The 21,101-nt window shown below is 53.6% G+C and carries 25 protein-coding genes; all 25 read right to left on the reverse strand.

The genetic code is table 11. From position 1 onward, the window contains the following. Positions 1-122 precede the first annotated feature (122 nt). Positions 123-908, reverse strand: a complete 786-nt coding sequence (locus J2Z18_RS07785) for a glycoside hydrolase family 73 protein (protein WP_210094517.1) — start codon at positions 906-908, stop codon at positions 123-125. Beyond that, the gene (locus J2Z18_RS07790; RefSeq protein ID WP_210094518.1) at positions 895-1,347 is read right to left on the reverse strand and encodes a phage holin family protein; all 453 of its coding nucleotides are present in this window, start codon (positions 1,345-1,347) and stop codon (positions 895-897) included. The genes J2Z18_RS07785 and J2Z18_RS07790 overlap by 14 nt, the downstream gene beginning before the upstream one ends. 502 nt (positions 1,348-1,849) lie before the next feature. After that, positions 1,850-1,987 carry an XkdX family protein gene (locus J2Z18_RS07795; RefSeq protein WP_210094519.1) on the reverse strand — a complete coding sequence of 46 codons (138 nt, stop codon included), beginning with the start codon at positions 1,985-1,987 and terminating at the stop codon, positions 1,850-1,852. Beyond that, on the reverse strand, positions 1,968-2,591 hold the full coding sequence (locus J2Z18_RS07800) for a hypothetical protein (RefSeq protein ID WP_210094520.1): 624 nt from the start codon (positions 2,589-2,591) through the stop codon (positions 1,968-1,970). Before J2Z18_RS07800 ends, J2Z18_RS07795 begins: the two co-directional genes overlap by 20 nt. Positions 2,592-2,603: 12 nt before the next feature. Further along, on the reverse strand, positions 2,604-5,219 hold the full coding sequence (locus J2Z18_RS07805; protein ID WP_210094521.1) for a hypothetical protein: 2,616 nt from the start codon (positions 5,217-5,219) through the stop codon (positions 2,604-2,606). Then, positions 5,220-5,765, reverse strand: coding sequence for a YmfQ family protein (locus tag J2Z18_RS07810; RefSeq protein ID WP_210094522.1), 546 nt, complete (start codon positions 5,763-5,765; stop codon positions 5,220-5,222). Continuing rightward, a complete protein-coding gene (locus J2Z18_RS07815) occupies positions 5,762-6,820 on the reverse strand; it encodes a baseplate J/gp47 family protein (protein WP_210094523.1) in 1,059 nt (352 codons plus the stop codon). Before J2Z18_RS07815 ends, J2Z18_RS07810 begins: the two co-directional genes overlap by 4 nt. Continuing rightward, positions 6,813-7,226: a DUF2634 domain-containing protein gene (locus tag J2Z18_RS07820; RefSeq protein ID WP_210094524.1), complete on the reverse strand. Its 414-nt coding sequence runs from the start codon at positions 7,224-7,226 to the stop codon at positions 6,813-6,815. Before J2Z18_RS07820 ends, J2Z18_RS07815 begins: the two co-directional genes overlap by 8 nt. After that, positions 7,223-7,519, reverse strand: a complete 297-nt coding sequence (locus tag J2Z18_RS07825; RefSeq protein ID WP_210094590.1) for a DUF2577 domain-containing protein — start codon at positions 7,517-7,519, stop codon at positions 7,223-7,225. Before J2Z18_RS07825 ends, J2Z18_RS07820 begins: the two co-directional genes overlap by 4 nt. Positions 7,520-7,525: 6 nt before the next feature. After that, on the reverse strand, positions 7,526-8,491 hold the full coding sequence (locus tag J2Z18_RS07830; RefSeq protein WP_210094525.1) for an XkdQ/YqbQ family protein: 966 nt from the start codon (positions 8,489-8,491) through the stop codon (positions 7,526-7,528). A 13-nt stretch (positions 8,492-8,504) separates the two neighbouring features. Continuing rightward, positions 8,505-9,221: a LysM peptidoglycan-binding domain-containing protein gene (locus J2Z18_RS07835; protein ID WP_210094526.1), complete on the reverse strand. Its 717-nt coding sequence runs from the start codon at positions 9,219-9,221 to the stop codon at positions 8,505-8,507. Position 9,222: 1 nt separating this feature from the next. Further along, on the reverse strand, positions 9,223-11,061 hold the full coding sequence (locus J2Z18_RS07840) for a phage tail family protein (RefSeq protein WP_210094527.1): 1,839 nt from the start codon (positions 11,059-11,061) through the stop codon (positions 9,223-9,225). Positions 11,062-11,255: 194 nt separating this feature from the next. Continuing rightward, positions 11,256-11,678: a phage tail assembly chaperone gene (locus J2Z18_RS07845; RefSeq protein WP_007132059.1), complete on the reverse strand. Its 423-nt coding sequence runs from the start codon at positions 11,676-11,678 to the stop codon at positions 11,256-11,258. A 27-nt stretch (positions 11,679-11,705) separates the two neighbouring features. After that, positions 11,706-12,164 carry a phage tail tube protein gene (locus J2Z18_RS07850; protein ID WP_007132058.1) on the reverse strand — a complete coding sequence of 153 codons (459 nt, stop codon included), beginning with the start codon at positions 12,162-12,164 and terminating at the stop codon, positions 11,706-11,708. A gap of 1 nt (position 12,165) precedes the next feature. Further along, the gene (locus tag J2Z18_RS07855; protein ID WP_099478488.1) at positions 12,166-13,485 is read right to left on the reverse strand and encodes a phage tail sheath family protein; all 1,320 of its coding nucleotides are present in this window, start codon (positions 13,483-13,485) and stop codon (positions 12,166-12,168) included. Beyond that, entirely contained in the window at positions 13,486-13,659 is a 174-nt protein-coding gene (locus J2Z18_RS07860) for a hypothetical protein (protein WP_210094528.1), read from the reverse strand. Next, the gene (locus J2Z18_RS07865; protein WP_210094529.1) at positions 13,656-14,093 is read right to left on the reverse strand and encodes a phage tail terminator family protein; all 438 of its coding nucleotides are present in this window, start codon (positions 14,091-14,093) and stop codon (positions 13,656-13,658) included. Before J2Z18_RS07865 ends, J2Z18_RS07860 begins: the two co-directional genes overlap by 4 nt. Positions 14,094-14,127: 34 nt before the next feature. Further along, entirely contained in the window at positions 14,128-15,084 is a 957-nt protein-coding gene (locus J2Z18_RS07870) for a phage tail protein (RefSeq protein WP_245255884.1), read from the reverse strand. Position 15,085: 1 nt separating this feature from the next. Further along, a complete protein-coding gene (locus tag J2Z18_RS07875) occupies positions 15,086-15,652 on the reverse strand; it encodes a YmfQ family protein (RefSeq protein WP_210094530.1) in 567 nt (188 codons plus the stop codon). Then, positions 15,645-16,799, reverse strand: coding sequence for a baseplate J/gp47 family protein (locus J2Z18_RS07880; RefSeq protein WP_210094531.1), 1,155 nt, complete (start codon positions 16,797-16,799; stop codon positions 15,645-15,647). Before J2Z18_RS07880 ends, J2Z18_RS07875 begins: the two co-directional genes overlap by 8 nt. Then, complete coding sequence (locus tag J2Z18_RS07885; protein WP_007132051.1) at positions 16,799-17,260, reverse strand: DUF2634 domain-containing protein; 462 nt, start codon at positions 17,258-17,260, stop codon at positions 16,799-16,801. The genes J2Z18_RS07880 and J2Z18_RS07885 overlap by 1 nt, the downstream gene beginning before the upstream one ends. Next, entirely contained in the window at positions 17,253-17,642 is a 390-nt protein-coding gene (locus tag J2Z18_RS07890) for a hypothetical protein (RefSeq protein ID WP_007132050.1), read from the reverse strand. The genes J2Z18_RS07885 and J2Z18_RS07890 overlap by 8 nt, the downstream gene beginning before the upstream one ends. Further along, positions 17,635-18,612, reverse strand: a complete 978-nt coding sequence (locus J2Z18_RS07895; protein WP_210094532.1) for an XkdQ/YqbQ family protein — start codon at positions 18,610-18,612, stop codon at positions 17,635-17,637. The genes J2Z18_RS07890 and J2Z18_RS07895 overlap by 8 nt, the downstream gene beginning before the upstream one ends. Further along, positions 18,609-19,244, reverse strand: coding sequence for a LysM peptidoglycan-binding domain-containing protein (locus J2Z18_RS07900; protein WP_210094533.1), 636 nt, complete (start codon positions 19,242-19,244; stop codon positions 18,609-18,611). The genes J2Z18_RS07895 and J2Z18_RS07900 overlap by 4 nt, the downstream gene beginning before the upstream one ends. Before the next feature lie 64 nt (positions 19,245-19,308). Next, entirely contained in the window at positions 19,309-21,090 is a 1,782-nt protein-coding gene (locus J2Z18_RS07905; RefSeq protein WP_210094534.1) for a hypothetical protein, read from the reverse strand. Between the last annotated feature and the right edge of the window lie 11 nt (positions 21,091-21,101).

Here is a 21,101-nt window from a genome sequence, read left to right on the forward strand (position 1 = left end):
AAAAGATTTAATAGCCGCCTCCCCCATCGTCATGACAGGAGGGGCAGCTATCCACAATGGCATTACAGCATCCTCGTATCGCTTCTTAAGCCGCTCAAGCTCGATCCTCATCAGGGATGGGATCACTTCTTCGGATCGCTAAATATCCCCATGCGGTGCAGGATAGTGAGCATCCGGTAAAAATCGTAGCTGCCGTCAGGATCGTTCAGCGCTTCCGCCTTCTTGGCCGCTTTCACGGCATCCTCTGCCCACGCCGGAACCTGATCAGGCTGCTGGGCTTCCAGCTTCTTCAGCCTAGCGTGCAACTGCTTGATTGTGTTCCCCTGCTCGCTCAGCGTGTTCAAAGCCGAAGCGTATTGGTTAGCCAGCTGCCGCAGTTCTCCTTGGGTTTTCTGCAGCTCGGCCGTTAACTGTTCGATTTTCATGCGTTCCTCCTCCTCGGGACTAGGCAGATCATAACGGTGGAGCGAATATTGCTCCATGATCGAGATCAGCTTCTGCGGATACTTGGGATCTGTCGCATAGCCGCCTTTCCAGATCTCCGTGGCCGCCGTCTTGTAGTCCGCCCATAAAACCCCGTGATAGCGCTTCGGCTTGTCTCTCGTTCCGTTCAAAATCAGTCTCGTATGGTCGTCCACCGATTCGTGCCAGCCGTTGTACTTGCGGAATTGGGCCTGGACGGTATATGGCGTGTTCCCCCGGTACTCCGTTGTCGGCATTGTCACGCTGCCAGCTGGACCCGTTCCTTTGATGCCGAACAGATTATTGGCCTTTTGCGTCAACCCGCTCGTCCCCCAGTTTGACTCCAAAATCGCTTGCGCCAGCGTCAACGAAGCGGGAACGCCGTATTTTCTCATGTCCTCGGTCGCAATTGGAGCAAGCTTGGCGATAAACTCATGAGGCTTCATCCTTTTTGTCTCCTTTCACGGCGGTTTTCTTCTCACCCTCCTCCGATTTGATCTGGAAGACCTGTACCACATTACGCAGCGATTGCGGAATCGGTACGCCCATCCGCCCAACATTCTCAAGAATGGACAACAGCTCATTGGCCAGGTAGAAGAAGATGACCGTGTTTTGAAAATAGTTCATCTCGCCGAGCACCCGGTCAACCAGGTGCATTAACGCGATGATGAGAAAAATCGTGATTTTCCGGGCGATGCCGGCGTAGCCCCTCCGGCTCTGCAGCTCGCCATTCATCCAGGCCGCCCCCCAGCCGGTCAGCCAGTCGATCACCACGAACCACAGCAGCAAATGCAGCGGCAGCGACCAGCCGCCCCAGACATATCCGGTTACGGCACCCGTCCCAGCCACCAGCATCTTAAACAGTTGACCGATGTGCTCATACATAATCGTTCCTCCTTTTTATGGTTGAAGGGGTGAAAAAGCCCTCGGCGGGCCGAGGGCTTGAAACTTGTGTTGGCTTAGTCTGCACTGCGCTTGCGGATTCTGCCTCATCTTTGTTGGCGTATCAGCGCTGCGCATGCGGATCTGCCTCATCTATGTTGGCGTATCTGCACTGCGTATGCGGAGCCTGCCTCACCTTTGTTGGCGTTTCAGCACTGCGTATGCGGAGCCTGCCTCACCTTTGTTGGCTTATCAGCACTGCGCATGCAGATTCTGCCTCACCTTTGTTGGCTTATCAGCACTGCGAATGCAGATTCTGCCTCACCTTTGTTGACTTATCAGCACTGCGCATGCGGATCCTGCTTCCGATCGCTGTTGTCCCCGGATTATTAATCAAGATTTATTAGCATGGTTAAAATCCGGGGACAAAGGCGAACGCTCCGCTTCTTCAGCAGCATTCCGCCTTCTCCGTTGAAGGTTTTGGATTCTGATCGCTCTTGAGAGGTCAGAAAGCCTCGCCTGTAATGCCTTCGTACTCCTCTGGCGTAATGACGCCAAACGCTACGTACTGTCGAAGCTGGGGCTTTTGCGCCCACCTTTTTTCGTAGTAATATTTCAAGCGTTCAAAATCGTTCTCTAACATGCAACTCCCCTCCTTCGGATGGATTGCCTTCAAGCGACAGCAGCCGTAGCTCCAGACCTACGACTTGCGCGCCGAGTGTTTCGTTTTGCCGGCGAATCTCCAGCATCTCCAATTCCCGTGCTACCAGCTCTGTGCCCAGCCAGTCCAACTCGCTTGGGGCTTGCGGCTGGGGTGCAGTGATTCGCTCAATCTCCTCGGGGGTTAGCCCCTCGATCCATAGGGCGGGCATCGGTGGAATGTTCAAGACCGGCCGGTTGCCCCGCTCCTCCTCTGGAGTGGAGTTCCATGCCCTCATCGCCTCCTGATAGGCGGCTTCCGCTGCTTGGATCGAGTCCTCGTATTGCCGCCACGCCTCAAGATCGAAGCGTGGGTGGAAGAAACCGGGTGGAACTGGGATGCCGACGATATAGCCTGCCGGTTCCCGGTCGACAGGTTCATCTACGGTGCTAGGATTGGAGGCATTGGTAACTGTATCTAGATGCTCCGGTCCATTGGTAATGGGTAGAGCCGGGGAATAAAAAGGGACGACACCGGTAAAGGTATCGTCCACAAGTTCGTCCTCCAGATAGAGGCCGTCAATATTTACTTTAGGTACAGCTTTCATGGGATACCTCCTTTATTGTTCTGCTTCGAAAATAACAGTAAATTGTAGCGCAGCATTTAATGCTTGATCACCTATCCCTATATAAACTCTTCCATCATTTCTAACCTCGATGGCATTAGAAGCAGCTGATGACTGGTTTTCGTTACGAGATATTGCCAACCCAGAAACTATTTTTTGGGGACGATAACCTTCCGGTAAAACACAAATGTGGCCGCTAACCCCATTCTTTATCGTTCCTGTTAAAATCACAATCTTCCCTATCTTTTTGAAACCAACGAGATAAGATGTTGAATCGTATTGTTCCCATCCATTCAATAACGTCGGCGTAATCCATCCCGGTATATCATTATCCAACTTCTTATTAATTAGTACGGACACAGCGGATGTATTCTGCTGCACTGTATCGGTTAAGTCCTTCATGATGGCCTTTTCATTGACAGAGTATGATCCGATGATAGGAACGACAGGGGAGTTATCGAGCGTCAGATATGTCGCAGAATATGCATATTTCTCATCGTCTTGCTGAACATTCAGCAACTGGGCCATAGCTCCTAGTGATGTAGTTGAGTATGAATACTTAACCCATCTGGGATCATACTTACCCTCTCGGTATACTGCCAGTACCCTATAAGCTTTTTTTGTAAAATGACTCTCTGGAACAGGCCACGATCCGTTATTTATGTTGTACTTTCTATTCCCTGTATCCCTGACCTCATTGTAAGGTTTTACACTCTCTCGAACCACAATCTCCGTCCCTACTTCGACCTGATTGGTGCCTTCACTTAACGTCAGCATGCCTTCGAATACAATCGGCTCGACTGTAGGTGTTTCGAGTTGGTATATGAGTTTGTACGGCTGCCAATATACGTTCGTGGGAGCAGGAATTGATGGTAGTGTAGTTCCAACATCCTGCCAGCCGTCTAAACCTGAAGGCGTTCGATACACCCACGCCTTAGTTCCCGTACCCGTGTAAATATCGCTACCGCTTCCGCCAGCAGGATACATTTTGTACCCCATAAAATACGCCTTAATTTCATATGTTGTCGGCGTGTAGTTGTCACCCCATCCGCTGTCTGCATTTGAGATCGAAATTTGAAAGTTATCAATAACCCCATTGGATCCTGAAGACCCAAGATTTAAATTATCAGCCATACTGCTGACGGTAAAGTAATCTGTCTCCTTTATGATTTTGCCTTGAAACTTGGTCAATAAACCAGAACCATCTGCAGCAGAATGGCTTGGCAACAATGCATTAATCCACTTAAAGCCAAGGCCAGCCCCCCATAGTTCATATGGTAATTCGCCATCCAAGTCAACCCTTTTCCACCTCGCCAGTTTGAAGTATTTCCCGTCCTTCTCAAATATCTCGTCAGCTTTCGCACCTGTCAGCGGATCAGCGTATAATTCCGTTTGCAGTGCAAGTATGAGGTCTTCTCGTGGTTTGAATGGTTTGGGCGTGGAGCCGAGCGTGAGCATCGGATTTTTAAATGTGAACTTGCCTGCCTGCCCAACATCACTAACATTTGATAAATAAATTCTCGCGACTTCCGTCTCACCAGAATTAAACGTTTTGAATTGTTCAGAAGTATTAGGAACCAGTATGGTATTACGAATAGGATCCGTAACTGAAAGATAGCCGTTATGCTCAGCACTTAATCGATAAACAGCGTTTCTCATTAATGGAACATCTAAATATTTGTAATGAGACTTGTCGGCTTCTCCAACAAATGATAATGTGTTATCGGTTGTTGAGTATTCGTACTTTCCACCCATTGGGGAATCAAACCATTCGTAAAACGGCGGAAGCAGATTCTCCCCGTAACGGATCGCATACGGATTTCGCACAGGCTGAATGCTGTCCACATACGGATATTTCGCGGCTATTTGGGAAGCTGTCATCGTGCCGATCAAATCATACTCTGATTGTGTAACTTCGTAAATACGAAATCCATCAAAGTAAGCTATATCGCCTACCGACCTTTTAATAAGCCCATGTAATACAATGTAATCTGCACCTTCCAGATCAGATGGTTTTAAGCGTACAAAGGAAGGGGAAAACTCTTCTTTATTCGTAATTGGATTTCCGTCGATATTACTTTTACCGCCACCCATTTCAATAATAATTCTTCCGCCAGCATCCGATTTTACATCTACTATGGCAACATAGTATTTAGTTTTATCTATAAGGGACGTTATTTGTCGCCATACTGTCCCCTGACCGTTCCCCCCACTAGCAACAGTCACTTTAAGACTATTAGAACCGTATACTTTGTTGTCTGAATCTAAGGCTATAGTCGACGTATTTTCCAACCATCCGTCGATACTTTCGCAATTACCATCCCGCCCCAACAAATTCACCAACGTCCGCCCCTTAATCCCGCTCAGCGAAAAGGGCGCGCTTCGCTCCGCGTTCACGATCTGCAGCCCCGGCTGCAGGACGACCTCCCGGCGCGCCTCGGTGTCCAGGCGTTGCTGCAGCGCCTCGATGGCCTGGCTCGCTTCGCCGGCAAAGCGGTCGACCGTGTCCGCGTTCTGGTCGATATATTTCTCCAGATCGAAATACGTCGTTGCCGGCGACGTCCGATCGATTTTGTTCAACCCGATATTCGGTGTTACCGGATTCGTCATTTATGCTCCTCCTCCCAACAATCTGTCTTGCGTCGTAGCCGATAACTGCTCCACCGTCATGCCCTCCACCTCGGCGATCGTAAGGTAACGCAGCGCATAGTCGACGGCCATGTGCGCGGGCTTGATCGCTTCAATCGCCGATTGAAGATCACTCAGATTCGGCGGAATGCCGAGGGTATCCCTGAAATGAATCGTCACCTTGTACTCGGCCGGCTGAACAGAAACCTCGATGCTGCCCCGCTCGTAGGCTTGGGCGACATTTTTGAGCATGCTAGCGGACACCTTGCCGCTTCCCCGCATCTTCGAAATGACGACCGAGCGCCGCTGCTCGAGCGGCTTGGACGGGCTCACCGGGATGCTCAGGTCCTGCTCATACCGGGACAGCGCCCAGGTCGCGGTCTCCGGATAGTACTGATCGATCAGATCCACCAGACTCTCATCCAGCTTGTCCAGCTCAGCTCCTTCCGCATTGGCGATGGCTTTCATGTCCCGGATGCCGTGATAAAAGGACGGGAGATATCCCATCCAGACCTCTGCCTTGCTCATCGCACCGTCACCGTCCCCAGTACGGCGACCGCTTCCGGTTCAATCAAGACGCTCTCGGTCCCTCCATTGACGGTCAGCACCTCGTAGTCGATCACTTCGGGAATATCCAGGATGACGTTGGCAATCCGGTTATACCGGACCAGTGGATCCGTCATGGCGAGGTCCTTCAAATACTGCCGAACGCCCTGCTCAATCGCTTGCTGGACGCCGTCCAAGCCCGCACCATCCAGGAGTGTAACCTGCACTTCAATGTTGACAGGTACTTCAACCGCCCCGGTCACCGTCACAACGGATCCGACTGGAGCAGCTCCCTCGCCCATCCCGTCCATCGTGGGATCGATGTACTGCTGCACAGCTTCTACAATAGATGGCGCGGGCGATCTCATCTCATTGTCCAGCAGAACGACTTTGACCGTTCCCGGCCCGTCCCATAGCGGAAAGGCTTTAGCTTTGCCAACGCCGGCCTGCTCCCGCGCCCACAGCTCATATTGATTTCGATTCGCGCTGGTGACGGGTCGGGAGATTTTTTCCCGGTAACGATCATACAACGCCTCATCGGACTCGGTATCTTCCCCAGGCGCCAGCAATTCGAGCAGCTCCGCCTTCACCAAGCCTTCGATATACTCAAGCGGCAGCAGCGTGCCAAACCGCCGATTGCCCTCTTTGCCGACCGTTTCGCATTCCAGCATATATTCGCCCGCGTCCAGCCGGTCGATGACCGTGTAGTTTAACGCATCCAGCGAAAAACGGCTCCCTATCGGAACCTCCGCCGGTAAATTTTGTTCTCCTATAAAACGTCCGCGCAGCCGCGCTTTCGTGGCCTGCTTACGCGTCAGTCCCGACCAGGCGATGCTCCGGTCCAAAAACTCACCGGAAGCCGTGGCAGCAAACTTGAAGTTCATGGAGGAGCTCAGCTCAATGTAAGCTTGCGCAAGCTCCGCGGCGGCTGGGGCAAGCGCATCGAAGATAATGCTTCCCTCTCTTTTGTCCAGTCCATCCGGCACCCGGCCCAGCATCCGTTCCAGGATCGCTTCATAGGTCTGATCCTCATACATCCTCCCTCACCTCCTTCGTCATCGCAAACGACCCATACACAGTTCGGACCGTAAATTCCGCCATTGCCGTCTCCCCGGCAAAAGAAATATTCATGTCGTCGACCGACAGAATCCGGTCGTCCTGAAGCAGCGCTTCCTTGATATGGCGCTCAATCTCGGCATACGCCCACAGCGGGTCACGCCCGATGACATCATATAGCTCATGGCCGTAGTCGCTGCTGTAGATCAGGTGCTCGAAGCGGCGGGTTTGGAGCACCTTGGCAACGGCCTGCTTGATCGCCTCCAGTCCATCAATTTGACCGGACAACGTCCCCTCTTCCAGGTTCAATCGGTAGGTCAAGCTCGGCTGGTCCAGACTCTCCACCACTTCGGTATCCGGTTGAATCGTGCCTCCCTGCGGAATCATGACGGCTTCACCAGCCGATCCAGCACAAGATACGTCTGTCCGCCCTGGTAACGGAGCAGCAGCACCGTATCCCCGATCTCAAGCCCTTTGCGGATCAATACTTCCTGACCGTCAATATTCAGTTTGTACTCCGTCATGGACTCTCCGATCACTAAAAAATCCTCCGTCAGGCTGAAACGCTGATCCACGTTCACCTCCAGAGGATTCACCGATGTTACCGTGCCATACAGCACCGCTACGGGATTCGTGCTTCCCACGGCGCTCAGGCTCGCTTTTTTGATAATATCCAGCATCATGACTTACACCACCTTCATATTCAGCGACATCGTATGCGTTCCGTCCGAGAACTTGTGCGAGCACTCATCGATGAGATAAGGCTTCAAGCCTTCGCCGGGGAGATTGACGTAAATCGTGTTCCCTGCCCGGACGCGCAGATCGCCGATCGCCTCGATGGAGAGCGTCTGCAGCTCCCTGTTCTTCAGCTCCAGTAAATTTTGGGCAAGCTGCTTCAGCTGCGCCGGATTCATGTTCTCATCGGCAACCTCGTACAGCTGGAGAAGGCCCCACTGGGCGATGTTCTCTCCGTGCTGATAGAGGTAGACGTCCCGCTTCCCGGTCTGCTTGTTATCGCGAACCACCTTAATTCGATTGTACGTCTCGTTGTCGATGCTCTTTTTATAGGAAAAATCCGTCATCAGGCTGTCTTCCCCAACGGCCAGCATCAGCAGCATGTCCTTGATGTTCTTGAGCGTCAGCTTTCCGAACTCGTCGTAAAACATATAGTACTGCTTGGTTGCCATCAGCGTCGCATCCAGCGCTTTGCAGATAATATCGATCAGCTTCTTGTCGGCCTCCAGCATCGCCGGAATGACATGTCCCGTATCGGCCAGCGTCCCTGTCTTCAGATTGAAGTCCTTGGCGATCTTGCGGATAATGTCCTCCACCTTGGCGTTCGTAAACCGGTAGGTGTCGTTGCTGGACAGGTAGCGCAGCTGGTCGTAGGCCATGAGCTTCACCTCGGCATCCATGCCCCACTCTTTGGAGAAAACATAACCGTAAAACAAGTCCTTATCATCCTTGCGGAACCGGACGATGTCGCCGTTCTCAATCTGGAATTGCTGGCTCTGCGCCAAACCGTCGTTCACGAAGCGAATATCCAGACTGGCCGGCTTCGCCTGACGGCTTGTCTTCCATGTGATGTCGGTGACGACCTGCCCGAGATCCCACACGCTTCCGTTCTTCCGGTCTATCATCAGCTCGATCATGCCGTCACCTCCTTTAAGGGATTTTCAACACCCGGCTGACGGCGAGCTTTCGGACCTCATGATCCTTGATGCCGTTCAGCTTTTGGATTTCGGTATGGCGGGAGCCGCTGCCGAGCAGCTTTTGGGCGATGCTCCAGAGCGTGTCCCCCTTAGCTACGGTATACGAGTTCGGCTTCTTCCGGTCATCCGGACGCTCCTTGGTCTTCACCGCGGCCGCCTTGCTGTCCTTGGCCGGCACAACCTTGCGGGCGCCATAGAATACATAGCGCTTGAGGGTGATCGAAAATTCTATATCCTCCGGCGAACCGGACATCGTGTTCCAGCTGAAGCTCTCGATGGAGGCCGCCATGTTGATGCCGAAGGATTTCATCGCCCGTACCACATTCCCGCTGTCCGTACCGCTGAGCGGATCGGGGACCAGACCCGTCATGACAAATCGCACTGGTCTTCGGCTCTCCATCCATCCCTTGATGGTGTTTACATAATCGATGGGGAGCTTCAGCTTGTCCTTGCTTGTATTGACGAAAGGATACGTTCGTCCCGGAAAAAAGCTTTCAAACGATATTTCGGTCAGCTTCGGATACAGGATCGCGTTGATCTCGCCAAGTCCGGCCACGGTGTAGGATTTCCCCTCGCTGCCGTCCTTGACCTCGATCCGTTCCGGATTGACCGGAAAGCGGAATACTTCCTGTTGATTATTAAAACTCAGAAACAGCCCATAATCGCTCATGCTACAGATACACCCCCTCCGCGCTGGATACGAACTGCTCCTCCAGCGTCCGGTTAATTCGGGACATAATCGTATCGAGATCTGCGCCGGAATTAATATCCCCTGTCGTCATCTGCACGGTCGGCGTTAACGTGATCATGTTGCTGATCGCGTTCACTTCGGCCAAATCGCGCATCACTTTGAGATCCTCGCTCGCTACATCAACCGTGTTGTTCACCTGGCCGATGGAATCAATGCTGCCACCCGCAGGGGCAACCGGCACCGGTGCCGCCGGCATGGCAGGCATCGCGGGCATAGGCGTGGCGGGCATGGCTGGAGCCGGCGCAGCTTTAGGATAAGCGACGTCGTAGCCGGTTTTGCCGGCGTTGTTTTGTTTGAGGAGGTCCTCGTAACTTGGCCCCATATCAAGCTCCGGCATGAATTTCTTCTTGAGGTTATCCATGGAGAATTCCTCGATGGCATCCTGACCGGCTTCTTTAAAGCCAGAATAATCAGCCTGAAATTCAATTAATTCGATTTTTTTAGCTTCTACCCCAAGCAGATTCGCGAAGAACCCGGTAACTTTGTTAACCGAGTTTAAGATGCCATTGATAATTTTGATAACGGTATTCACCGTATTCTGAGCCAAGTCGACAATAAATCCGAAAGCATTGCTAAACGCTTGTTTAACGCCTTGCGAAGCCGACATTAAAGTCAAAATAACCGTGACAATGCCAATAATCAACGAAATAATCCGCATGATTGGATTCGCGTTCATTACGGCCCATAAACCTTTAAAGGCTGTAGACAGGATATTAACGACCGTCGAATATACGGTAGTCAAGACTTTTCCAATTGTAAAAATGCTGAGCAATAATAAAATCCCAGCTATTAACGGATAGAGTACAAATCCGACGGATGAGATGGCATTCTTCAGGAATTCCCATGCCGGCGGCACGATCTGAGCTACCCATAAAAATAGCTGTGCTATTAAGGTCAGCCCCATCGAAATGATCAAAATAAAAGGCTCAAAACTTCCTGATGCAAATGCCGCATTCAGCATATCAAGAATTGGGGAGAGCGACTCCAGAGCACCTGTCCCCATCTGAGAAAATGAATTGTTCACGTTCCCAAGCAGCGCCTGCCATTGATTTACCGGTGAATCCATCATAGTGTTCAACCCTTCTTGGGTCATTCCCGCTTTCTGGAGCAGTTGATCCATGGAAACGAGAAATGCGTCAAAATTTCCTTTTGACGCTTCAATCTCATTTTTGAAAGAATCCATGTGGACTTCAGGGATTAAAAATTGTTCAGCCAATGCATCGGTATCTCCCCGCATGGCGCTCATAATGGCCGATGCTGCGTCTGTTGAGCTGCTTTCCCCGGGAGACAGCTTGCTAAGCCTTGCCGCAAAGTTATTCAGCTCTGAAATCTGATCTGAATTTTTGGTCATGGACATGAACGTTAATGCATTATTCAATGATTCTTTGACGTCCAAACCGGCAGATAGAGCATCCTTTTTGAATGTTTCAAACATCGCCGTACCGATCTCGGGATTGCCGACCCTGATCTTGAAAAGATCCTTAAGCGCCTGATCTTCCGCCGCTGGAACAATCACGGTCTCTACTACGAACTGCATATGGGAATACGCTTTTTTCATCGAATTCATTACTTGGCTCAGCTGGCTTGCCTGCTGGGCACCGTTAACAATTTGGTTGTTCAAATTCTGCATAGCGCTCGTCGAAGCGGTGATCGCACTATTCACCTGATTAAAAGCCTGATTCATACCGTTTACAAGTCCCGTAACTCGGCTGATTAGGGCTGGATTAAGAAAAAATGCAGGGTTTCCCACACTCGCCATTCCCTCACCCCCTTCTTCTAAAATCTATCTTCGCTTCCGGATCCGCTCCCTCTTCTCCTTCTCCACCCGCATCGAGATCATGGCATAGATGGCGGCCCGTTCCCGGACCGTCATCGCCATGAGCTCATGAGGAAGAATGTGCAGTTCGTGGAGGGCGTAGTACGCATAGTTCGCGTCGCCGTCGCCCTCGTTGATTAGTTTTTTACTTCATCCACCAGCTCGTTCATATCGCGGTCAAAGCCGTTAAGGGCCTGCACGCGCTCCCCGAGCGCCGCAAACTCGCCCGGTAGCAGCATTTTGCGCAGCAGGGACTCCGCGCCAAGCACGCCGTACGATTTTTGGAGCTCGCTGTTTTTCAAATCCGGGTAAATGACGCTCGTCACCATCAGCTTCGCCATGTAGTCATTGGGATCGATCTCCGGCGTATACACGCCGTTCTTGCCCTTCACCTTGCGGGTGGCGGCACGGCGGCACTCCTGGTTCTCCTCCTCCGTAATGCTGCGCAGCTTCCACGGAACGGGCTTGCCCTCCGCATCCTTGAAACGAATGGAGACCACGAATTCCTCCGTGATCTCCGCAGGCGACTGACCTGCAAAAAACATGCTAAAATCGCTCATTTTCCTTCCTCCTCTTGTTTGTTCGTATTAGGCCAATGGGTTGAACGGGGTTTCGATCCGCACGTTCTCAAACGTAAACGCCACTTCTTCCTCCAGCGCCTCCGCTTCGGTATCCAGGGAAGCCATGATGACGCTGTCGAGGTTGACCCCCTCCAGGATGACCGTCTGCCGTCCGGTGGACGAGCCCGGATCCTCGTTGCGGACCTCGATCATGAAATAAGCGTCCTGTCCGGTCTGGATATATTCCATCATCAGCTCGCGGAACAGCGAGGTGACATAATAGATGGTCATCGTGCCGCTGCCCTTCCAGCCGATCGCCTTATGCTGGACGGCGCGCTGGCCCATCGTTTTCAGCTCAGCCTTCTCTTTCTCCACCGTAGCTTCCAGCGTTTTGATATAAAACATTTCCTCCATACGGTCGCCAATCTTGACGAATGCCTTGCCCTCTTGTCCCGAAATCGTATCGCTTGCACGTAAAAATGCCATCTTAGACCACCTTCACTTTCATGTATACTTTTTCAATTGCATCGACCGGTTGAACCTTGATATCGACGAACAGCACGTCACCCTCGGTACCTGGCGTCACCACAATATCCTCATTCGCGTTGAAGTTCTGAATCGCCCCGATATTCTGCAGGGAAGCGAAATACGCAGCGCACTCTGCCCAGAACAGCGTTCGGCCGTCCACATTGTTGTCGACTTTGCCGATGTAGGATTGCTCGAAGATCAGCTTCAGATCGTTCGCAATGCCGTCCAGAACGCGGACCACCCGGTTTTTGGAAAAATGGCGCGCCTTGGCCGGCTCGATCGACGTAAAGCTGTTAATGTCCTGCTCTACCACGGCTTTACCGCCGCTGTAGCTGAACAGGAATTCGCCCTTCGTCAAAGCTTCTTCAATTTCCGTATGGCTCAGACGAATATCGGTATCAACCGCTTCATCATAAGCCGCATACGTCAGAGACTCATTAACGGCTGCAGCAGCCGTGGCGCCCGTCACCCAGGCAACCGCCTTAATCTTGTCCACGATGGTGCCGTCGGTGAGGACAACGCCGTTTTTCACGCTGATAATGCCTTCGTAATCCGCCGCCGGATAATCCGGAAGCACGGCCTGCACCTTCTTGCCTTCCTGCTCGCGCAAGCGCTTGATGAACGCCGTATACAGCGATTTGAGGGTAGCGTCGTCCGAAGCCAACCCCACCGTCTGGAAGTCTTGAACCTCAAGCGCAGCCAGAAAATCGACATGATCTTGGTTCGTCACGGTCCCGTTCGCGCCGCCTGTCAGTGCAAATCCTGCCGTTGCGGCCAAATCGCCGGTATCCGGCGCGAAGGTTACATACAGATTCGGCTGCAGTTCCTCGGCGTTCGTAACGAGCTGCTTGTCCACGGCTTTGCCGCTCAGCAGGGTGCTGACGACGAACTTGCCCGCATCATCGACCGCGTTCTCGATCACGATGCGGATATCGTTGCCGCGCTCCCCGCCATGCCGAGCGGTCACGCTAAGCCCTGCTACGGCTCCTGCAGCTTGAACGCCGCTGTTCAGGCGGTACAGCAGAAGCGTTCCTGCCCGCTTGAGCGTTTCTTTTACCAGCAGCAGCTGAGGGGATGTGATATCGTAGCCCAATACCTCCAGCAGATTGCTGCCTGGGTTGATGGCGAGGAGCTTATGCGGCTCTCCCCATGGAAGCGAGAGTCCCAGCGCGGCGATCCCACGTTCGCCGACGCGTCCGATCGGCTGCTCCTGCGATGTGATTTGGGTGTATACCCCAGGTCTTACTTTGTTAGGTGTTGTCCATGTTCCTCCGGCCATTTAAATGACCTCCTTTTTCAAAAATGTGGTAAGCTGTTCTTTCGCTTGCTGGACCGTGTACGTCGTCTCTTCTGCCAGTATGGCGTTCAGCACATCCTTCTCCCGGTTGCTGAATTGCTGGGACTGTACCAGCTGGTGTTTCGTAAACGCCGGTGTTGCCTGTTTCTTGCTCATTTCAAACCGCCTCCTTGTTGTAAGGTTTGCATCTTTGGAACGGATTCGGCTGAATCCGAAGATACCTGAATAACATACTCTGCGCGGAAGTATCCTTCTTCCGCCGCAGCTCCTTCCCTCTCCGGCCGCTCCCATGCGACCGCCGCCGCCCGGCATGGTCGGCCTTCCACTTCGAGCTCCGTCAAGCTCTCCAGCATCTCGTCCATGATCCCCGCCACGGGCTGCCCCGCCGCAGGCTTATAAAAGATGCGGAAACGAAAACGAGCCGCATATCGTCGTTGCGATATCGGCTCGAATTCGGCTAGCGCCAGCTCAGTTTGGAAGTAAGGTGGTTCTGGTATAGGAACGGCATCCTCCCTGGAAATCAGGGGGATGCCGGGGAAGGAGCTGTTTAGTCGGGATGCTAGTGCATCCGTGATGTGTTGGGTTAGCATGGGGGCTCCTTTCGTTGGTTTTGATCTGTAAGTATTATCTTTCGTACACTAAAATATCATAGGTATTCTCTCGAATTCCGGGTTGAGTAGCACTCATATATATGGAGACACTATTACCGAAAAATTCTGAAACTCCTACAGAGGAAGGGCCTGAAGCAGTGTAAAATGATCCATTTGGCATATAGAATCCCACCACCCTTGTAAGATTTGAAATTTTACCTGGTATATCTTCGTATTTATGTAAATACATTAATACACCTGGTCGAAATCCTACATCGTATACAACTGGTCCACTCGAAACCACTTGTACACCCGAAACTGAAAAAGTCCTTTTGCCCTCAACTAGCTCACCATTTATCCCGAAAATATTAACGCCTGCGCGAATATTTCCTGGGATGAGATTCGGATCTCCTAAAATCGTAATTGCCGATGAATAATATCCTTCTGCCTTTGTTTGGTTAATCGTTCCGGGGATTACACTCCCCCCTGCCCCTCGATTCGGCATTGTCCCCGTCAATCCATTCCCACTTGCATTACTAAATGTCTTTCCAGCCAGAACATCGGCTGGATTCGCATTCCCTGTCGCTCGAATGACTCCTGCCATCTTAGCTACCAACTGCGCCCATGTTTCACTCGTGGATGCCGAGACGCCGATGGAATTGAGCGCGGCAACCACATTCGCTTTCTGCTCAACTCCAAGCTGCTTTCCCGCGAGCGCCTCGTCATACGCCGCCTTCACCGCCTTCTCCGTCGCAGCCACATTCTCCCGCGTGCCGTTGGTGGCACTCGACAGCTGCACGATCCCCTTCTCCGTCAGAGATGCGTCCGGAATGTCGACATTCACATTTTCCAAACCCTCCCGTACCTGACCGACGGCAGTATCAATCTTGTCCCAGTTCTCGTTCAGCATCGTCTCGATGTTGAATGTCTCGTTGCCATCCGTCATCGGGTCTTTTTTCAACAGTCCTAAATTCGGTGTGTTACTGGCCAATTCAGGCACCTCCTGCAAATTTGTTTAAAGGCATCTGTCCCAGCTCGTCCAAGGTCATGACCTCATGGATGTCGCGGATGAGCAGGTAATTGAACGCATACTCCACCGCCAAATGCGCCGGCTTGATCTCCTCGATCGCCGCCTTCAGATCCTCCAGGTTCGGCGGAATGCCGAGCGTGTCGACGAACTGGACGGTAAATCGCCATTCCCCCGGTTGAAACGTAACCTCGACCGCCCCGCCGTCGTAAGCTTCTGCGACATTCTTAACAAGCCGGCCCGAGAAGGTTCCGGCTCCGCGCAGCTTCGACTCCAGCACAGCCCGCCGCTGCTCCATCGGCTTCGCCCGGTCCGTCGGGATGCCGAGCTCCTCCTCCCAGCGGTCGAGCCCCCAAGTCGCGGTACGGACGAAGAACTGGTCCGCGGCTTCATTGAGCGCTTGATACAGCGCATCCAGCTCGCTCCCCTTGGCCTCCATGTCCGACTGCATGACGCGGGACGTCTCGTAGTAAGCCGGCAGATATGAAAACAGCTCGCGTCCCCGCAAGCTGTTGATCCTCGCCTTATTCACTTACGCTCACCGTCCCCAGCACCGCCACCTGGCCGGAGCCGATTTCGATGTTTTGCTGCTCGGCATGGCCGTTAATCGTCAGCTCCGAATAGTCGACGATGATCGGGATATCCAGCAGCACGGCTGCAATACGTGTATACCGGACAAGCGGATCCTTCCGGTTAAACGCGATTTGCTGCAGGTAAGCCCGGACCCCTTCCTCGATCAGCGCCCGGATTTCCTCAATCGTGGACGGCTGCTCCTGGGTGCGCTGCACCTTGACCGAGATATGAATCTCGACTTCCTCGGCCGGCATGACGGTGACGATAGGACCTGCCGGGGCCGTCCCCTCCCCTTGTCCATCCTGCGTTGGGTCGATATGCTGCTGGACGGCATCCACGATCTCCTGGCTAGCCGCCCGCTTATCCGTGTCCAGCAGATAGAGGCCGACCGTCCCCGGTCCGGCCCACAGCGGGGCGACCTCCACGCCGCCGACGCCGGGGATTTCGCTGGCCCACTGCATATACTGCGCTTTGTTGCCGCTGGTCCCCTGGCTTCTGACCTTTGCGTAAAAACGTTCCAATAGCGACTGATCCGTCTCAATATCAGTGCCGCTTCGCGTCGGCTCGGGATTCGTCACGGACGTGACGCCGCTGACGGAGGTCATCATCAGCTGGATGACCCCTGCCGGCACATTGCCGCTCTTCCCTGGAGTTACGGCACGGATCGGAGCCGTTCCGGTACCGTCCGGTCCCAATGTAACACTCGCAGTCGTGACATACTCTACCGAAGACTCCCCGGTCGTCTCGTCGGCCGGCGTTGCCACATACGTTCCCTTCGGGACGTTCGTGCCCGGTTTCCCCGTAAACACGACACTTCCCGATGAAGCTACCGCCTCGCGTCTTGTCACGCCATGCTCGGCGGTCCGAAGATCCAGCTCGGCTGAGCGGATATCCGGGGAGTCGCTGGCCGCCGTGCTGGCAAACCCTCGGCGAAGCAGCTCCTGCGCCCACAGGGCCGCTTCGGACAGCATGAACGCCACCGGCGCCTGCGCATCCCAAATAAAAGAGCCCTCGGATTTATCGATATCCGAAGGCACTTTTGCCAACATGCGGTTCAAAATGTTCTCTTCCGTCTGTTCCTGCAAATACATCGGCACATCGGCCATCAGGTCATCACCACGCTTTCTATCATTTCCGTCTCATCCCGTACGCTCGTGATGCGGCAGCTGAAACGGCAGGCTTCCCCTTCCCATTCAAACTGGAATTGATCCACGCTCTCCGTGCGGGCATCCGCCAGCAGCGCTTCAGATACCATCCGCCGGATTTCGCTCTCCAATAGCGGACGGCCATGCCCCTTGCCGATCAGCTCCTCCAATTCACTGCCATAGCCGCGTGAATAGATCAAATGCCGGTAGCGCGGGGTTCGAATCGTTTTTTCACACCAGATAACCCATGCATCCTTCTCATCCGCGGCAACCAATTTGCGGGTTGGGGTCATGACAAATTCTCCTGCTTCAAAATCAAACCGCCAGCTCCGCCCGAACACGGCCCCGTGATCTTCGGACGTTTCAGGCCCAACTGAATCGGTCCAGATCATGTCCTCCGTTTCGGGAAACAAATTAGCCATGGCCGCTCACCACCTTGCACACCACGACGACGTCATGGCCGCCGTTGACGCGAACCGCCAGCACTCGATCGCCGGGGCGTAATCCTTGGTTCAGCTTCCACTGTGCCTCCTCCACTTCCGTTTCCTCCAATTCCAAAGAGACGGCCGTCTTGCCGCCATCTCCGCTGATCGTTCCTTCTACGGTTCGGCGAGGCAGCGACAATTGGCCCGGAAGCTCGGCAACCATATACTCTTGCAGCTCATGCTTGAAATCATCCAGCTTGAGTCCGGTCGAGGTTATCGTGCCGAGTACGGCTCCCACTCCGCCGATCGCTTGGCGGGTCTGCTTATGGAAGGAAGACAGCAAGGAGGATGCCAATTGTCCATAGGGGTCTTTACTCAAGATAAAACCTCCTTTTTACATCATCATAGCTCCCAAGCTCCAGCATCATGCTTCCCGGATTGCCGAGCTCCCGGCTGACCGAAATCACAAGCAGCTTCGACGAACCGAGCATGACGGCATCTCCTGCGCGAATCGTGTTGATATCAGGAGCGTTTACCGTAATCGTCTCCCGGATCCCTCGGAGCCTGCTTCGGGCCAGCTGACGCGCGGCCGCGGCGGATTTCACCTCATCGTCCTGGATGATCGCCTGCAGCTGCCCGTATTTGGCGATATCCTTCTCTTCGATGGCCATTACCTTCGAAGGGACCTCCTTCCCGGTCTCGCTGGCCGATGTTGCCAGCACCTTGACTTTGGTCGCCGCCCCTTCGAGCGTCCGCTGCTGAATCGTATCGGTTAACGTCTCTAAGACATATACCTCGCGGTTTGACCCCAGCTCATACAGCTCAAGTCCCGAAGGGATCATGCGCGGATGGTACAGCTTGCCGCCGGCCTTGGCCGTTTCCCGCAAATCCGCGAACATGCTGGCATAGATCGACTGCGTCCGGTAAACGGAGCGTCCGAGCTGTTTTTCGGTATCGGGCAGATGGGCGAGCTTGATGTTCCAGTCGGCCGCGTACTTTTTGAAGCGCTGCGTTGCCGTCTGTTTTGCCGGGAACAAATATTCATCCTCGGATTTATCCAGATAGACCGTCCGGTCATAGATCGTCAGCGTCATCCGCTTCACGCCGTTGTTCGTAGTCTCCGCTTCCCAAACCACAGCCGGATGGAGCAGGGGAACATAATCCTTCTTCCCATAGGGAATACCGCTGATCCGAATCGCCATCCCGGGCGAAATCGGCGGCAAGTCCGGCGTCACCACCAGGTTCACCGTGCCTTGATAGGCGACCTGCTCCAGCGAATCCCTTAAGTTGATAGCTTCCACCAGAGGCGACAAATCGTATTTGTCCTGCAAAATCACTTTATAACTCATGGCAGCACCAGCTTTTGACCGGGTTTAATGGCATTTGGATTGTTGCCGATCGCTTGCCGGTTCAGTGTATAGATCTGGTTCCATTTCGAGCTGTCCCCGAGCTCCAGCTTGGCGATTTTGGAGAGGGAGTCCCCCGGCTTGACCGTGTAAGTCTTGCTCTTCTCCTTCATGTCGGCCCGCGGCTTTTTGTTGATGCCCGATGCGCCGGCGGTTTTCGCTACTTTCATCTCACTCCACGTCCGGAGGGTCAGGTCGAAATACACATCCCCCTGCTCCCCGCCGCGAAACGTCGTTTGATGGGAAGCCACGAACACCGGTACATTGACCGCGGTTTCGGTAATGATAAACTGAATCGGCGTTTTGGACACCAGGAACTCATTGAGCGTATTCATGGCCGTTTGCGGTTTCGGGTGCGAATCCCGGCTTCCTTTGCAGTATGATTCGTCGAACTCTTTTGGAAAAAAAGAAGAGAAGGATATTTCCTTGATTTTGTTTCCCTGCGGAAAATCAAACTCGCCAAAGGTTAGAATCGTTGCCGTTTCAAAGCCCTTTTGCCGTGAAATGGTCACTTCCTCGGGATTAACCGGAAATATAAATTCCTTCCCCTTGCCGTTCTTCAAAATAAACTCCATCGCCGGCCCCTCCTTTCCGTTAAAATGCTGCTAAAGTTTCTTGCCTGCCTAGTGCCTCCAACCGTTAATATGGCATAGACGCAGCCGGCTTCCGGTTCTGGGATGCTTTCATCAACTCCGCTCTCAGGCGCTGCCCGACCTGCAGAATCAATCCCTCCACATCCACCGGATGCTCCTCACGCACCGTAACCTGCACCGCTCCAGGCGGAAGATTATAGTTGGTTGTCGCCTCCGTTTTGGAATCCCGCAAATATCCCGTCAGCGCGCTCATTTGCTCCGGACTGATCTGAACCATCTGCGGCGACATCTGCTTGCCGGCGGCATACGCCTGGCTCCGGGCGGGATCAATGGCCGGTGGGCCAAACGATGATCCGGAGTATGGAAGGACTGGGGCGGATGGCGGGCGTGGGGTTGCCGGACCTGCAGGTATTGCTGGTGCCGGATTGGCAATCATGGAGCTTGGGGCAGAAACGGCTGGTGCTGCCGGCTTCGGAACCGGTTTGGCCTCGGCAACAACGTCCTTTTTCTTTTTTCCGAAAGAGAACGTGTTGGAGAACCATTTCGATACCTTATCCCCGCCCGATTTGAACGTTTTCGTGATCCCGTTAATTGCACCGCCGATTTTTTCGCCCACGAAGCTTCCGACAGCGCCGCCGACGGTCGAACCGACCAAGGTGCCGGCCACCGGGATAACGGACCCGATCGCGCCGCCGATCGTTGCGCCTATACCACCGCCAACGGCAGAGCCGATCGCTTGATTACGCTCTTTTCCGGGCTTGGCCGCCGCAATATCGTTAACGTCAGCTAAGAAGCCTAAAGGCCCCAAAATTCGCTTGCCTGCTCCCTTTAAAAAGCCGGAAGCAAGCTTGCTTGGAGCTGCTCCTGCTGACACCTTGGAAGCAGCAACCTTTGGATCTGCTGCTTTCGCCGCTTGCGAAGCTGCCCCGTTGTCCGTGCCTTTAGCCGCTCCAGATCCCGTACTGCCAGTGTCCGCTATTTTATCGGCCGGTGTCGCGGCAGCCCTGCTGCCAGGATTCGCCACTGCTTGTGCAGCCGCACTGCTTCCTGCGCTTATCCCGCTGGTCGCAGGGGCGCTACTGCCACCACCGCCGCTGCCACCGCCAAAAAGCGCACTTCCGCTTTTCCAGAAGTCTCTGGCTCCTCCGAGAATCCCCGTACCTGCATTACCTACGGTTTCAATCAAATCCCCCGCGGCAGCGATCGTTCTAAATCCCCTTCCCTTTCGCTGCCTTCTCCCTCGCTCCACTCTGGATTCTTTGGGGTAGGAGCTCTCCGAATTGGAGGAGTCTTTGTTCGCTTTAGTATCATTTCCAAGCCAGGCATCGCCTACCTTTTTCGTCTTATCGCGCAGCTCGCCTACGCTTTTAGCACCGCCGCCGAATGTTTTCATTGCGCCAAACATATCGATGGCATGATCAAGCTTGGATTTCGGCTTCTGAGCTCCGCCCCCGCCGCCAAGCTGCAGTTTCGCAAGCGCGTCGGCAAGGCCCTTCAAGGCAACTGTATTTTCTTTAAGTGCCTTTACTAAGGGATCAAAGTTAAGCGGCTTGGCGGAATGCTTGACATTCACGTTCATATTCACGTTCCCCGAAGCATTGATCACCTGCGATTTCACGCGGTTGATCTTGGCCAGCAGGTTGTCCAGGCCTTTGGAGGCGCGGTCCTTCAGCACGATTTCCGGTGCCATGCGGGTTCTGCCGATTCGCAGCACCCGGCCCTGGATGCGTTCGAAGTAGCGCTCCATGGCGCGCAGCTCGCGGTTCGCCTTGATGACGTTTTTCGGATCAATGACTAGATTCATCCGGTAGTTCATGGCTTCAGCCATATCGATTCACC

Origin of the sequence: Paenibacillus lactis (assembly GCF_017873605.1) — a bacterium.
In the GTDB taxonomy this organism is placed as follows: domain Bacteria; phylum Bacillota; class Bacilli; order Paenibacillales; family Paenibacillaceae; genus Paenibacillus_AQ; species Paenibacillus_AQ lactis.

What these genes read in the sequence shown, in the direction of transcription:
- J2Z18_RS07785 (WP_210094517.1), bottom strand. Translation starts at nt 908, where the DNA reads ATGAAGCCTCATGAGTTTATCGCCAAGCTTGCTCCAATTGCGACCGAG.
- J2Z18_RS07790 (WP_210094518.1), bottom strand. Translation starts at nt 1,347, where the DNA reads ATGTATGAGCACATCGGTCAACTGTTTAAGATGCTGGTGGCTGGGACG.
- J2Z18_RS07795 (WP_210094519.1), bottom strand. Translation starts at nt 1,987, where the DNA reads ATGTTAGAGAACGATTTTGAACGCTTGAAATATTACTACGAAAAAAGG.
- J2Z18_RS07800 (WP_210094520.1), bottom strand. Translation starts at nt 2,591, where the DNA reads ATGAAAGCTGTACCTAAAGTAAATATTGACGGCCTCTATCTGGAGGAC.
- J2Z18_RS07805 (WP_210094521.1), bottom strand. Translation starts at nt 5,219, where the DNA reads ATGACGAATCCGGTAACACCGAATATCGGGTTGAACAAAATCGATCGG.
- J2Z18_RS07810 (WP_210094522.1), bottom strand. Translation starts at nt 5,765, where the DNA reads ATGAGCAAGGCAGAGGTCTGGATGGGATATCTCCCGTCCTTTTATCAC.
- J2Z18_RS07815 (WP_210094523.1), bottom strand. Translation starts at nt 6,820, where the DNA reads ATGTATGAGGATCAGACCTATGAAGCGATCCTGGAACGGATGCTGGGC.
- J2Z18_RS07820 (WP_210094524.1), bottom strand. Translation starts at nt 7,226, where the DNA reads ATGATTCCGCAGGGAGGCACGATTCAACCGGATACCGAAGTGGTGGAG.
- J2Z18_RS07825 (WP_210094590.1), bottom strand. Translation starts at nt 7,519, where the DNA reads ATGCTGGATATTATCAAAAAAGCGAGCCTGAGCGCCGTGGGAAGCACG.
- J2Z18_RS07830 (WP_210094525.1), bottom strand. Translation starts at nt 8,491, where the DNA reads ATGATCGAGCTGATGATAGACCGGAAGAACGGAAGCGTGTGGGATCTC.
- J2Z18_RS07835 (WP_210094526.1), bottom strand. Translation starts at nt 9,221, where the DNA reads ATGAGCGATTATGGGCTGTTTCTGAGTTTTAATAATCAACAGGAAGTA.
- J2Z18_RS07840 (WP_210094527.1), bottom strand. Translation starts at nt 11,061, where the DNA reads ATGGCGAGTGTGGGAAACCCTGCATTTTTTCTTAATCCAGCCCTAATC.
- J2Z18_RS07845 (WP_007132059.1), bottom strand. Translation starts at nt 11,678, where the DNA reads ATGAGCGATTTTAGCATGTTTTTTGCAGGTCAGTCGCCTGCGGAGATC.
- J2Z18_RS07850 (WP_007132058.1), bottom strand. Translation starts at nt 12,164, where the DNA reads ATGGCATTTTTACGTGCAAGCGATACGATTTCGGGACAAGAGGGCAAG.
- J2Z18_RS07855 (WP_099478488.1), bottom strand. Translation starts at nt 13,485, where the DNA reads ATGGCCGGAGGAACATGGACAACACCTAACAAAGTAAGACCTGGGGTA.
- J2Z18_RS07860 (WP_210094528.1), bottom strand. Translation starts at nt 13,659, where the DNA reads ATGAGCAAGAAACAGGCAACACCGGCGTTTACGAAACACCAGCTGGTA.
- J2Z18_RS07865 (WP_210094529.1), bottom strand. Translation starts at nt 14,093, where the DNA reads ATGCTAACCCAACACATCACGGATGCACTAGCATCCCGACTAAACAGC.
- J2Z18_RS07880 (WP_210094531.1), bottom strand. Translation starts at nt 16,799, where the DNA reads ATGGCCGATGTGCCGATGTATTTGCAGGAACAGACGGAAGAGAACATT.
- J2Z18_RS07885 (WP_007132051.1), bottom strand. Translation starts at nt 17,260, where the DNA reads ATGGCTAATTTGTTTCCCGAAACGGAGGACATGATCTGGACCGATTCA.
- J2Z18_RS07895 (WP_210094532.1), bottom strand. Translation starts at nt 18,612, where the DNA reads ATGAGTTATAAAGTGATTTTGCAGGACAAATACGATTTGTCGCCTCTG.
- J2Z18_RS07900 (WP_210094533.1), bottom strand. Translation starts at nt 19,244, where the DNA reads ATGGAGTTTATTTTGAAGAACGGCAAGGGGAAGGAATTTATATTTCCG.
- J2Z18_RS07905 (WP_210094534.1), bottom strand. Translation starts at nt 21,090, where the DNA reads ATGGCTGAAGCCATGAACTACCGGATGAATCTAGTCATTGATCCGAAA.